The organism is Tepidiforma sp., assembly GCF_034433535.1.
In the GTDB taxonomy this organism is placed as follows: domain Bacteria; phylum Chloroflexota; class Dehalococcoidia; order Tepidiformales; family Tepidiformaceae; genus Tepidiforma.
Map to the genome: position 1 here is coordinate 1 of NZ_DAOUAO010000212.1, position 12,048 is coordinate 12,048.

12 protein-coding genes are annotated in these 12,048 nt (G+C 71.5%); 7 read left to right on the forward strand and 5 right to left on the reverse strand.

Annotated features, from left to right (window positions below; translation table 11 throughout):
• Both VAE46_RS11175 and VAE46_RS11180 read left to right on the forward strand, forming a co-directional pair.
• On the forward strand, positions 1-1,063 hold a 1,063-nt coding region (locus VAE46_RS11175), incomplete at its 5' end, for a TldD/PmbA family protein (protein ID WP_322797013.1).
• Positions 1,060-2,436 (forward strand): TldD/PmbA family protein, encoded by a 1,377-nt coding sequence (locus VAE46_RS11180; RefSeq protein WP_322797014.1) that lies wholly within the window; start codon positions 1,060-1,062, stop codon positions 2,434-2,436. The genes VAE46_RS11175 and VAE46_RS11180, both read left to right, overlap by 4 nt.
• Positions 2,437-2,440: 4 nt before the next feature.
• On the opposite strand, the gene VAE46_RS11185 is transcribed toward VAE46_RS11180, so the two are convergent.
• The 5 genes from VAE46_RS11185 to VAE46_RS11205 all read right to left on the reverse strand — a co-directional run bounded on the left by VAE46_RS11185 (position 2,441) and on the right by VAE46_RS11205 (position 6,395).
• Complete coding sequence (locus VAE46_RS11185; RefSeq protein ID WP_322797015.1) at positions 2,441-3,568, reverse strand: CAP domain-containing protein; 1,128 nt, start codon at positions 3,566-3,568, stop codon at positions 2,441-2,443.
• Between the two features lie 139 nt (positions 3,569-3,707).
• Positions 3,708-4,088 (reverse strand): iron-sulfur cluster assembly scaffold protein, encoded by a 381-nt coding sequence (locus tag VAE46_RS11190; protein ID WP_322797016.1) that lies wholly within the window; start codon positions 4,086-4,088, stop codon positions 3,708-3,710.
• 20 nt (positions 4,089-4,108) lie between these two features.
• Complete coding sequence (locus VAE46_RS11195) at positions 4,109-5,023, reverse strand: decaprenyl-phosphate phosphoribosyltransferase (RefSeq protein ID WP_322797017.1); 915 nt, start codon at positions 5,021-5,023, stop codon at positions 4,109-4,111.
• Positions 5,020-5,508 (reverse strand): YbaK/EbsC family protein, encoded by a 489-nt coding sequence (locus tag VAE46_RS11200; protein WP_322797018.1) that lies wholly within the window; start codon positions 5,506-5,508, stop codon positions 5,020-5,022. The genes VAE46_RS11195 and VAE46_RS11200 overlap by 4 nt, the downstream gene beginning before the upstream one ends.
• The gene (locus tag VAE46_RS11205) at positions 5,505-6,395 is read right to left on the reverse strand and encodes a bifunctional 5,10-methylenetetrahydrofolate dehydrogenase/5,10-methenyltetrahydrofolate cyclohydrolase (RefSeq protein ID WP_322797019.1); all 891 of its coding nucleotides are present in this window, start codon (positions 6,393-6,395) and stop codon (positions 5,505-5,507) included. Before VAE46_RS11205 ends, VAE46_RS11200 begins: the two co-directional genes overlap by 4 nt.
• Positions 6,396-6,499: 104 nt before the next feature.
• Here VAE46_RS11205 and acpS point away from each other — a divergent pair, with 104 nt between their 5' ends.
• Genes acpS through VAE46_RS11230 form a run of 5 tightly spaced genes read left to right on the forward strand, consistent with a single transcriptional unit; the run spans position 6,500 to position 11,954 of the window.
• Entirely contained in the window at positions 6,500-6,970 is a 471-nt protein-coding gene (gene acpS, locus VAE46_RS11210) for a holo-ACP synthase (RefSeq protein ID WP_322797020.1), read from the forward strand.
• Positions 6,967-8,529: an NAD(P)H-hydrate dehydratase gene (locus VAE46_RS11215; protein ID WP_322797021.1), complete on the forward strand. Its 1,563-nt coding sequence runs from the start codon at positions 6,967-6,969 to the stop codon at positions 8,527-8,529. The genes acpS and VAE46_RS11215 overlap by 4 nt, the downstream gene beginning before the upstream one ends.
• A 19-nt stretch (positions 8,530-8,548) precedes the next feature.
• Positions 8,549-9,817, forward strand: a complete 1,269-nt coding sequence (gene fabF / locus VAE46_RS11220; RefSeq protein ID WP_322797022.1) for a beta-ketoacyl-ACP synthase II — start codon at positions 8,549-8,551, stop codon at positions 9,815-9,817.
• Positions 9,814-11,523 carry a single-stranded-DNA-specific exonuclease RecJ gene (gene recJ / locus VAE46_RS11225; protein WP_322797023.1) on the forward strand — a complete coding sequence of 570 codons (1,710 nt, stop codon included), beginning with the start codon at positions 9,814-9,816 and terminating at the stop codon, positions 11,521-11,523. Before fabF ends, recJ begins: the two co-directional genes overlap by 4 nt.
• Positions 11,524-11,528: 5 nt before the next feature.
• A complete protein-coding gene (locus VAE46_RS11230) occupies positions 11,529-11,954 on the forward strand; it encodes a hypothetical protein (RefSeq protein WP_322797024.1) in 426 nt (141 codons plus the stop codon).
• The last annotated feature ends 94 nt before the right edge of the window (positions 11,955-12,048 follow it).

A 12,048-nucleotide genomic window follows, 5' to 3' on the forward strand; every position in this document is an offset into this window, starting at 1 on the left:
CCCGCTCACGGCGGAGCCCGCGCCCGCCAAGGTGGCCCTGCTCGAACGCGCCGACCGCGCGGCCCGCTCCTACCACCCTTCCATCGCCCGTCTCGATGCCTCCATCGGCGATGAGCTGAAGTACGTCCTCATCGCCCGCAGCGACGGCAAAATCGTTGGCGATGTCCAGCCGCTCATCCGGTTCAACGTCAGCGCCCTTTCGCTCCAGGGCGAAAGCCGCCAGGTGGCCCGCACCGGCGGCGGCGGGCGGCTCGGTATCGAGTACTTCGAACGCGTGACCCCCGAGGAGCTGGCCCGCGAGGCGGCCCGCCAGGCCGTCCTCCAGCAGGACGCCGCCGAGGCCCCGGCCGGCACCCTCCCCGTCGTCCTCGCCGCCGGCGATAGCGGCGTCCTCCTCCACGAGGCGGTCGGCCACGGCCTCGAAGCCGACTTCAACCGCAAGGGGACCTCGAACTACACCGGCCGCATCGGCCAGCCCGTTGCCAGCCCCCTCGTCACTGTCGTCGATGACGGCACCATCCCCGGCTCGCGTGGCTCCCTCAACATCGACGACGAGGGCAACCCGACCACCCGCAACGTCCTCATCGAAAACGGCATCCTCCGCGGCTACCTGCAGGACGAAATCTCCTCACGCCATTTCCGCGTCGCACCCTCCGGCTCCGGCCGACGCCAGTCCTTCAAGGACTACATCATGCCCCGCATGACCAACACCTTCATGCTCCCCGGCGAGGACACCCCGGAGGACATCATCCGCAGCGTCGGCCGCGGCATCTACGCCATCTCCTACTCCGGGGGGCAGGTCAACATCTCCAACGGCGACTTCGTCTTCTCCGTCACCGAGGCCTACCTCATCGAAAATGGCCGCATCACCACCCCGCTCAAGAACGTGATGCTCATCGGCAACGGGCCCGACGTCCTCTCGAAAGTCACCCGCGTCGCCAACGACTACCGCCTCTCCGACGGCCGCTGGACCTGCGGCAAGGACGGCCAGTCCGTCCCGGTCGGGGTCGGCATGCCCACCGTCCTCGTCTCCGGCATCACCGTCGGGGGGACGAAGCTGTGACCTCCCGCCTCGCCGAAGGGATTTCCGCTCTCGAACTCGCCCGGCGGGCCGTCCAGCTCGCCCGCCGCGCCGGCGCCGAGCAGTGCGACGCCATCGTCATCGCTGCCTCCGAAAGCGACGTGACCGTCCGCCTCGGCGAAGTCGAAAAGCTCATCGAAGCCGGCTCCCTCGGCCTCGGCCTGCGGGTCATCTCCGGCGGCCGCACCGCCGTCGGCTCCACCTCCGACCTCTCGCCCGCCGCACTCGAGCAGTTCGCCCGCGAAACCGTCGAGCTGGCCGCCATCTCCGCGCCCGATGAGTACGCCGGCCTGCCCGAGCCTGCCCTCCTCGCCCGCGATGTCTCCGCCTCCGCCGTCGGCCTTTACGATGAGCGCATCGAGGCGCTGAGCCCCGACGAGAAGATCCGCATCGCCCGCGCCTGCGAAGCTGCGGCCCTCGCCGCCGACCGCCGCGTCACCAACACCGACGGCGCATCCCTCTCCACCCGCGTCGCCGATATCGCTCTCGCCAACTCCCACGGCTTCGAAGGCACCTACCCCGCGACCTCCATCTCCCTCGTCGTGGAAGCAATCGCCGACGATGCAGAGGGCAAGAAGCGCAACGGCTACTGGTACACCGCCGAGCGGTCCCTCTCCCGCCTGCTCCCCCCGGAAGAAGTCGGCCGCATCGCGGCCCGCCGCGCCGTCGACCAGCTGGGCGCCCGTAAGGTCCCGACCACCCGCGTGCCCGTCGTCTTCGAGCCGATGACGGCCGTCTCACTCCTCGGGCACCTGGCCGGCTGCGCCACCGGCGATGCGCTCTATCGCGGCGCCACCTTCCTCGCCTCCCGCGAAGGCCGGCAGCTTGCCTCGCCGCTCGTCACCATCGTCGATGACCCCACCATCCCCGGCCGTTTCGGCACGCGCCCCTTCGACGGCGAAGGCGTCGCCACCCGTCCCAACCCGCTCGTCGAGACCGGACTCTTCCGGGGCTTCCTCTTGGATTGCTACACCGCCCGCCGCCTGGGGCGAACCACCACCGGCAGCGCCCACCGCGGGCTTGAATCGCCGCCCTCGCCCGGTGCCTCCAACCTCCTCTGGCAGCCCGGCGACCTCGACCCCTCGGCCATCATTGCCGGCATCGAACGCGGCCTGTATGTCACCAGCCTCATGGGCGCAGGCTTCAATCCCGCCACCGGCGACTACTCACGCGGCGCCGCCGGCTTCTGGATTGAGCACGGGCGGCTCGCCTACCCCGTCACCGAGGTCAACATTTCCGGCAACCTCGCCGGTATGCTCGCCGCCGTCGACGCCGTTGGCAGCGACCTCACCTGGTTCGGTTCGGCCGCTGCCCCAACGGTTCGCATCAGCGAGATGACGGTCTCCGGGCTCTAGCCCGTCAGCGCACGGTCAGCGTTGAGGTGCCCCGGGCGATGACCCAGTACGCGCGCCCCGGCTCGAGCAGTGCCAGCGTGTTCAGATAGGAAGGCGCCCCCGGCACGTACCGCTTCCAGCTGCCGCTCACGGGGTCCCACGCGTAGACCACCGCCACATTCGTCTGCCCCCCGAAGACCTGCGCCGGCGAAGTCGGCCCGCCGGGCCACGCCACCAGGTTCGCCCCCGGCGAAAGCGGCAGTGAATTCGCCCCCGGTGCGCTCCCGCCCTGGCCCGGTGTCGGCGTGGCCGTGGGAATCGGCGTCGGCGTCGGGCTCGGGGTCCGGGTCGGTGTCGGCGTCGGGGTATTCGTCGGCGTCGTTGCGGGCGGCTGTGTGCCCTGGCCCGGCGGGTTCGGCGGCAGCGGCGGCGTGGGAGGGGTCGCCGACGGGCTCGGCGATGGCGAAGGGCTCGCGCTTGGAGACGGGCTGGGTGAGGGTGACGGGCTCGGGCTTGGCGACGGCGAGGGTGTTGCCGTCGGGGTGGGCGTGGGCGTGTTCGTCGGCGTTGGTGTCGGCGTGGTCGTCGGCTGCGCGCCGCCCCCGCCGCCGGTGCCGTCGTTCACTGCGCCGAAGTTGGTCGCCCAGTACCAGCCGTACGGCGAGCCGGCCAGGTAGAACCGGGCAATGCCGATCTGCTGGTAGTACGAGGTCAGCATGTTCGCGTTATGCCCCGGCGAGGCCCGCCACGCATCGAACGCCGCCTGCGCCGTCGACCACCCGGTGCCGGCAGCCAGGTTTTCGCCCGCGCCCGAGGGGTAGCCACAATCGATCGCCCGCTGGTAGGGCGAGCGGCCGAGGCTGTCGGTGTGCGAGAAGTACCGGTTCGTCGCCAGGTCCTCCACCATCCACGCCGCCGCCCGGTTGAGGTTCGTCGAAATCGTCAGCGGCCCCAGGCCGTTCTGCGCCCGGTACGCGTTGATCAGCCCGAGGAACGCCTGCTCCTCGCTGTCGAGCGAGTCGTGCGTCACCGTGCAATTCGTCAGCGCTTCGGCTCGCTGGTCGGCGGCAGCCGTCAGCGCGAGGCCCGCCAGCAGCGCACCGGTCAGCGCTACCCAAAGCGGCACCAGTCGGCGTCGAATCCCGGCATCCATGGCACATCCCCCCGGAGTCCCATCCCCGGGACTCCAGTGGGAACTTCGACGCTCCACCGTGGACAGCCGGTGACGCCCGGGTGTCGCCGCCGGGAAGGTTCAGCCTTGTCCCAGCTCCGGCCTTGGGGAGATCCCTCGCTTAGCCGCTGCCCCGCCGCCGCTCGTAGTCCGTCACCGCCGCCCTCAGCGCATCCGCAGCGAGCACGCTGCAGTGCACCTTGTCCCGCGGCAGCCCGCCCATCGCCTCAGCGATCGCCTCCCGCGTCAGCTGCCGCACCTCTTCCAGCGTCCACCCCTGCACCCACTCGCTCGCGAACGAACTCGTGGCGATCGCTGCCGGGCAACCCAGCGTTTGCCAGCGCACGGCGGCAATTCGTCCCGCTTCGATGCGCACCATCACGGTCATCCGATCCCCGCAGACCGGGTTGGAGCGTTCGCCCACGCCGTCGGGATGTTCCAGCACCCCCGCGTTCCGCGGGTGCTCGAAGTGCTCGCGCACCAGTTCCGAATACCCCGCCATCGGCGCCTCCGTCCCTGATCCTAGCGGTGGCCCACCAGCACGGCGAACGCCGTCACCGTAAATCCCGCCACCGATGCCACGATCTGCAGGTCGCTGAACAGCACCCGGTCCGGCGCATCGCCCTGCCGCGGCCCGCTCATCAGCAGCAGGAAGCGGAACAGTGCGAACACCACGAACGGGATCGTCAGCGCCATCGAGCCGTCCCCCGGTACCCGCTCCGATTCGATGGTATACAGAGAGTAGCTCAGCAGCGCCCCGGCCGCGCTCACCCCGAGCATCAGCTCCAGCACCTCGCCGTTGTAGGCCGCCAGCGACGGGCGGTGCCGCGCCGCTTCGGCGCCCAGCTGGCGAAACTCCGCCCACCGCTTCGTCGTCGCGAAGAAAAACGCCGCAAAGCTCGAACACACGTACAGCCACGGGCTGATATCCACCTCGATCGCCGCCGCGCCCCCGACCGCCCGGCCGACCACACCCGCGCCCAGCACCATGATGTCGAGGATCGGCACCCGCTTGAGCCCGAACGAGTACAGCACCATCACCCCCACATAGCCCGCGAGAACCGCCCCGGCCACCGGGTCCAGCAGGAACGCGGGCGGGATGCTAACCGCCGCCAGCACGGCCGCCGCTGCCCACGCAGTCCCCACGCCCAGGGCGCCGCTGGCGATGGGCCGGTGCCGCTTGCGCGGGTGCAGGCGGTCCGCCTCCCGGTCGCGGATGTCGTTCACCAGGTAGGTTGCCGAGGCTGCCAGGCACCACAGCCCGAACAGCGTCAGCGACCGCCAGAGCAGTGGCCACCAGCTGTCGGGGTCATCTGGCTGCCACGCCTCGCCGGCACTGAAGACGAGCGCCGCGAACACGACCCCGTTCTTCGGCCACTGATAGGGCCGCATCGCGCGGAGGAGCGCGCCGGGGCCGCCGCCCGCCGCCGTGCTCATCCCCCGCCCTTGGCGATGGCCGCCCACTGCCCGCCGACCGCGGCCGCGAGCTCCTCCAGCGCCGCTGCGAACACGGCGTTCGAAGCGCCGGCAGCCGCCCAAACCCGCGTGAACCGCCGCAGCGAGTCGTCGATGACCACGTCCGCCGGCCTGGCCCAGCCCAGCGGAGCCACCCCGCCCACGTCGTAGCCGGTCACCTCGCGCACCTCCTCAGGCGTGGCCATCTTCAGCCGCTTCCGTCCCACGCCGAGGATCTCCGCCAGCGCTGCCGTGTCGACCTGCCGATCGCCCGCCATGAGCACCATCGTCGGCCGGCCATCGGCCATGAAGAGCAGCGTTTTCACAATCTGCCCGGGCTCGCAGCCAACCGCAGCGGCCGCCTCGTCCGCGGTCGCGGTGCTCCGCTCGAACACCGTCGGCGTCGCGCCCAGCCCCATGGCGCGCAACGCCGCCGCCACCCGCTCCACCGGCCCCGGCAGCGTCACCCGCGGGCCTCCAGCGCCCTCCGCGCCGCCCGAACCGTGTTCACCAGCAGCATCGCGACCGTCATAGGCCCGACGCCGCCCGTGTACGGCGTCACCCACGAGGCCACCTCTCGCACGTCGAGCGTTGCATCGCCCACCAGCCGGTAGCCACTCGGCCGGTCCGGGGCATCGACCCGGTTCACCCCGACATCGATCACCACTGCCCCCGGCTTCACCATCGACCCCGTCAGCGTCCCCGCGCGCCCGGCAGCCACCACCACGATGTCCGCCCGGCGGGTGTGCTCCGCGAGGTCGGGCGTCGCCGTGTGGCAGAGGGTGACCGTCGCGTTGCCGCCGCGCGCTTTGTTCGAAAGCAACACCGCCAGCGGCCGGCCCACCAGCGTGCTCCGCCCGATGACCACCACGTGCTTCCCGGCCGGGTCATTGCCCGTGCGCAGGAGCAGCTCGACCACCCCGTGCGGTGTGCACGGGATGGCCCCATCCAGCTCGCCCCGCAGCAGCCGGCCGAGGTTCACCGGGTGCAGCCCGTCCGCATCCTTCGCCGGGTCCATCGCGTCGATCATCGCCAGTTCGTTCACCTGCGGCGGCAGGGGCAGCTGCGGCAGGATCGCGTGGAAGCGCGGATCGGCGTTGAGCTCCCGGATGAGCCCAACCACCTCCTCCTGCGTGGCGCTGGCCGGGAGCCGGAACGTCTCGGAGAAAATCCCGGCTTCCGCGCACGCCCGGGTCTTCATAGAGACATAACTGATCGATGCCGCGTTATCCCCCACAATGACCGCCGCCAGCCCGGGCGTCACCCCCCGCGCCCGCAGCTCCGCCGCCTCCCGCGCCACCTCAGCCCGGATTTCCGCCGCAATGGCATTCCCGTCGATCAGCTTCGCACCCATGCGCGTAGCGTATCCGCAGCGCACCCTCCGGGCCAAAGCCCGCGCGCCAACCTGCCGCCTCGCGTACGATCCCCACCATCCCAGCGCCCGGCAGATGAACGACCATGGACCAGCAGCCGCCAACCGGCCGACCCCGCAAGTTCGCCCACGGCATCGACGTCATCGAAACCCACCGCATCGCCGATGTCATCGCCCGGCATGGCGAACGCTTCCTCAACCGCGTCTACACACCCGATGAAATCGCCCACTGCCGCGGCCGCATCCCCGAGCTTGCGGTCCGCTTCGCCGCCAAGGAGGCCGTCATGAAGGCCCTCGGCACCGGCATCCGCGGCGTCGGCTGGAAAGACATCGAAATCCTCCCCAACCGCCGCGGCAAACCGCTCGTTTTCCTCTACGGCCGGGGGGCACGCCGCGCCGAGGAGATCGAGCTCCGCGGTCTCGAAGTTTCCATGACCCACCTGGCCGACCTCGCCATTGCCTCGGTCGTCGGCGAACGCGCCATGACGGAAGCCGAGGACACCCCGCGCCGCGGCGAGAACGCACTCCGCCTCATCCGCGAAAGGGGCCTCCGATGAAACTGGTCACCAGCGCCCAGATGCGCGAGCTCGAAGCCGCGGCCATCGCCGCCGGCACCAGCGAAGCCGCCCTCATGGAAGAGGCCGGCCTGGCGGTCGCCCAGGAATCGTGGATGCTCCTCGGCACCCTCGAAGGGCGCACCATCCTCGTCCTCGCCGGGCCCGGCAACAACGGCGGCGATGGCCTCGTGGCCGCCCGCCACCTCTACGACTGGGGTGCCGACGTCGTCGTCTACCTCCCCCGCGGCCACCGCGAGCCCGCCCGCCTCGAAGAGCTCCGCGCCCGCGATATCCCCATCATCGATGCAGCCAGCGATGACCCCGGCGGCGCGGCCCTGCGTGACCGCCTCGCCGCGGCCGACCTCGTCATCGATGCCCTCCTCGGCATCGGGCAGCGGCTCCCCCTCGACCCCGCCGACCCCATCGCCGCCGCGCTCCAGGCCCTCGCCGGGGCGCGCCGCTCCTACCAGCCCCCAAAGCTGGTCGCGGTCGATGTCCCCACCGGCCTCGATGCTGACTCCGGCGCCGTCGACCCCCTCGCCGTCCCTCCGGATATGACCGTCACCTTCGGCCTGCCGAAGGTGGGGATGTACCAGGCGACCGGCAGCGACATCGTCGGGCGCGTCCAGGTCATCGACATCGGCATCCCGAAGGACGCCCTCGAATCCGTCCCGCTCGAGCTGATCACTTCCAGGTGGCTGCGCTCTGCCCTGCCCGCGCGCCCCTCCACGGCCAACAAGGGCACCTTCGGCCGCGTGCTGATCGTCGGCGGCTCGGCCCGCTACCGCGGCGCGGTCGTTCTCGCGGCGCAGGGCGCGTACCGCGCCGGTGCCGGCCTCGTCACCATCGCCGCACCGGCACCGCTCCCCGATACCCTTGCCGGCGGCATCCCCGAGGCGACCTGGCTGCCTCAGCCGGCAACGCCCGCGGGCTCGCTGCCCGGCGAAACCGCCATCGCCCTCCGCAATGAATGGCGGCGTGCCACCGCCGCCGTCATTGGCCCCGGCCTCTCCCTCGACGACGACACCCGGGCGCTGACCTGGGCCCTGCTGCCCGATACCGCCGACTGCCCCGGCGGCGCCGTGGTCGATGCCGACGCCCTCAACGCCCTCGCCGAATTCGATGACGCAGCGCAGCGACTCCACCCGCGGGCCGTGCTCACCCCGCACCCCGGCGAGATGGCCCGACTGCTCCGCACCACCATCCCAGAGGTCCAGCGCGACCGCCTCGGAGCCGCTCGCGAGGCAGCCGGGCGCTTCGGTTGCATCGTCGTCCTGAAGGGTGCCCACACCGTCATCGCCGAACCCGGCGGACAGGCCGCCCTCTCGCCCTTCGCCAGCCCCTTGCTCGCGACCGCCGGCAGCGGCGATGTCCTCGCGGGCATTATCGCCGGTTACCTCGCCCAGGGCGCCGAACCGTTCACCGCGGCCCGCCTCGGGGTCTACCTGCACGCCGCCGTCGCCGAGGCGGCAGCCCAGGAGCTCGGGCAGGCCGGGCTCGTCGCCTCCGAGATTGCCGCCCGCCTGCCCCGCGTCGTCCGTGATCTCACGGCATCCTGATGTACACTCAGGACAACACGTGACAGAGCACGCCCCAGCCCCCGCCCGCCGCGTCGTTGTCACCGGCCTCGGCATCGTCAGCCCGCTCGGACATAACGCCTGCGACACCTGGTCGGCCCTGCTCGCGGCCCGCTCCGGGACCCGTCGCATCACCCTGTTCGACCCCGAAGGCTTCGATTCCGCCGTCGCCGGCGAAGTCCCCGACTTCGACCCGGCCGCCTACATGGACCGCAAGGAGGCCCGCCGCGCCGACCGCGCGACCCAGTTCGCTATCGTCGCCGCCGATGAAGCCCTCCGCCAGTCCGGCTACCGGCCGCCGCCCGGCGATGGCCGCGAGATGGCGATCATCGTCGGCACCGCCATCGGCGGCATTACGACGCTTGTCGCCGAATACGAAACCATGCGCGCGAAGGGCCCCGGCCGCGTCTCACCCTTCCTCATGCCCATGATGCTCAGCGATATGACCAGCGGCCAGCTCAGCATCCGCCTGGGCGCCCGGGGGGTGAACTACTGCCTCGTTTCCGCCTGCGCCAGCGGCGCCGATAGCATCGGCGAAGCCGCCAACATCATCCGCCGCGGCGACGCCGAGATCGCGCTCGCCGGCGGCACCGAAGCGCCGATAACGCCCATCGTCGTCGCCGGCTTCGCCTCCGCCCGCGCCCTGACCACCGCCAACGACCACCCGGAGCACGCCTCGCGCCCCTTTGATCTCCGCCGCGACGGCTTCGTCATCGCCGAAGGGGCCGCCATCCTCGTGCTCGAGAGCGAAGAGCACGCCCGCGCCCGCGGTGCCGAAATCCTCGCTGAGCTCGCCGGCTACGGCGCGACCTCCGATGCCTACCACATCACCCAGCCCGATGAGCAGGGCGAAGGCGCCGCCCGCGCCATGCAGCTCGCCCTCCGACAGGCCGGACTCCAGCCGGACGATATCGACTACCTCAACGCCCACGGCACCTCGACCCCCATCAACGACCGCCTCGAGACGCTCGCCATCAAGCGCGTCTTCGGCGAATACGCCTACGACCTCCCCATCAGCTCCTCCAAATCGATGACTGGCCACCTCCTCGGCGCCGCGGGCGCCGTCGAAGCCGCCATCTCGGTCCTCGCCCTGCGCAACCAGGTCATCCCGCCGACCGCCAACTACGAGGTCCCCGACCCCGATTGCGACCTCGACTACGTCCCCAACGTCCCCCGGCCGGCCCGCATCGACGCCGTCATGTCCAACTCCCTCGGCTTCGGCGGCCACAACTCCAGCCTCATCTTCCGCACCTATCGGCCCGCGCCATGACCCAGCTCGTCGGCTCCCTGCCGCCGCGCTGGATCCTCCGCGACCCCTACGCCCACCAGAAGGGCATCCCCCGCTTCCCCCGCGTCGTCGCTACGGTCCTTGCCGCCCGCGGCATCACCACGCGCCCGCAGGCGGAAGCGTTCTACCGTCCGCACCTCCTGCCGGAGTACGACCCGCTCCTCCTGCCGGGCATGCCGGAGGCCCTGCGCCGGGTCGAACGGGCCATCGAGCAGCGGGAAACCATCGCCCTCTTCGGCGATTTCGATGTCGACGGCGTCACCTCCATCGCCATCCTGCACGAGGGCCTTGCGCCGCTTGGCGCCGCCACCATCCCCTACATCCCGGACCGTTTCAGCGAAGGCTACGGCCTCAACCTCGGCGCCATCCGAACCCTCGCCGACGCCGGCGCCACCCTCCTCATCACCGCCGACTGCGGCATCTCCTCGGTCACCGAGGTCGCCTACGCCAACGAGCTCGGCCTCGATGTCATCATCCTCGACCACCACACCGTCCCCGAGGTGCTCCCCCCGGCGCTGGCTGCCATCAACCCCAAGCGCATCGATTCCCCCTACCCGTTCGATGAGCTCGCCGCCTGCGGCGTCGCCTACCGCTTCCTCCAGGTCCTCTACGAGCACCTCGGCCGCGCCTTCGATGACACCGCCTTCATCGACCTCGCCGCCCTCGGCACCGTCGTCGATGTCGCCCCGCTGATCGATGAAAACCGTCGCATCGTGACGCGCGGCCTCGAAGCCATGCGCGCCGGCCTCCGGCCCGGGCTGCAGGCCCTTGCCCGGGTCTCCGGCGTTGCGCCCGAGCGCTTCACCGCCGAGACGCTCGGCTTCGCCCTCGGCCCCCGCATGAACGCCGCCGGTCGGCTCGCCCATGCCAACCTCGCCCTCCAGCTCCTGCTCGCGCCGACCGCCGCTGCCGCAGCTACCCTCGCCGAGCAGCTCAATGCCCTCAACCGCGAACGCCAGCGCCAGACCGAGGAGGCCACGGCGCTGGCCGAGGAGCTGCTCGGCCCCGAAGACGCCCCGCTGCTCTTCGTCGCCAGCGAGCACATCTCCCCCGGCATCGTGGGTCTCGTCGCTTCCCGCCTCGCCGAGCGCCGCAACCGGCCTGCCGTGGTCCTCTCACGCGGTCCCGAGGAGAGCCGCGCCAGCGCACGCAGCGTCCCCGGCTTCGATATCGTGGTGGCCATCCGCAAGGAGAAGGCGCTTCTCGTCCGCCACGGAGGTCACCGCTCGGCCGCCGGCTTCACCGTGCGCAACGAGAACCTGGAGCTCCTCCGCGACCGCCTCATCGCCACCGCCGCCGAACAGCTCGGCTGTCAGCCGGCCGCCCGCGTCATCGAAGTCGATGCCCAGGCTTCCCTCGCCGACCTCGACGGCCTCGAAATCAAGGGCCTCATGGCCTTCGAACCTACCGGCCACGGCAACCGCAAACCCGTCCTCCTCAGCCGCGGCGTCGAACTGCGCGAGGCCCGCCCCGTCGGCGCCGACCGTTCCCACCTCCGCCTCACCCTGCGCGATGGCCGCGTCACCTGGCGCGGCATCGCCTTCCGCCAGGCCGAGGCCGACCTCGATGCCCGCGTCGACATCGTCTACTCCCTCCAGCGCGATCTCCGCGGCGACGGCGTCGAACTCGAAGTGCTCGATATCGCGCCTGCCGCGGCTGCGCGCCCGCTCGAAATCCGCACCGGCTGACTGTAATGAGCGAAGAACCCCTGAGCCTCGATGTCGGCGCCGCGCGGGCCCTCCGCGAAGCCCAGGCGCTCTGCTACCGCCACCGCGTCGCCATCGTCACCCCCGAGCACCTGCTCGCTGCCGCCTTCGCCGTCCTCGCGCGCAGCGCCGCCCCCGGCCCGGAGCCTGCCGCGCTCGAAGCGGCGGTCATCGCCGTCCACGGCACCGGCGCCGACCCGCTCGACCGCGACATCGTCTTCGGCCCCGGCGCGCGCGAGTGCATCAGCCTCGCCGCACGCACGGCCCGCGAAACCGGCGCCGCCACCATCACCGCCGCCGACCTGGCGCGCGCGACTATCCGCTCCGGCGAAGTGTCGCCGGCCTTCTTCGCGGCGCTGGGCCGCAGCCGCCAGGAACTGCTCGCTGCCCTCGGCGGCGCGCCCGGCAACTGAAACCTCACGGCGGCTCGCCGGCCCGCCCGGGCCTGCCTACGCCCGCGGGTGCGCCTTGTCGTACTCCTGGCGCTTCTGCTGGTCGGTCAGGTGC

Bases quoted from the DNA above. Each gene is read 5' to 3' on its own strand.
- VAE46_RS11205 (WP_322797019.1), bottom strand. From the start codon at position 6,395: ATGGGTGCGAAGCTGATCGACGGGAATGCCATTGCGGCGGAAATCCGG.
- acpS (WP_322797020.1), top strand. From the start codon at position 6,500: ATGGACCAGCAGCCGCCAACCGGCCGACCCCGCAAGTTCGCCCACGGC.
- VAE46_RS11190 (WP_322797016.1), bottom strand. From the start codon at position 4,088: ATGGCGGGGTATTCGGAACTGGTGCGCGAGCACTTCGAGCACCCGCGG.
- VAE46_RS11230 (WP_322797024.1), top strand. From the start codon at position 11,529: ATGAGCGAAGAACCCCTGAGCCTCGATGTCGGCGCCGCGCGGGCCCTC.
- VAE46_RS11215 (WP_322797021.1), top strand. From the start codon at position 6,967: ATGAAACTGGTCACCAGCGCCCAGATGCGCGAGCTCGAAGCCGCGGCC.
- recJ (WP_322797023.1), top strand. From the start codon at position 9,814: ATGACCCAGCTCGTCGGCTCCCTGCCGCCGCGCTGGATCCTCCGCGAC.
- VAE46_RS11195 (WP_322797017.1), bottom strand. From the start codon at position 5,023: ATGAGCACGGCGGCGGGCGGCGGCCCCGGCGCGCTCCTCCGCGCGATG.
- VAE46_RS11185 (WP_322797015.1), bottom strand. From the start codon at position 3,568: ATGGATGCCGGGATTCGACGCCGACTGGTGCCGCTTTGGGTAGCGCTG.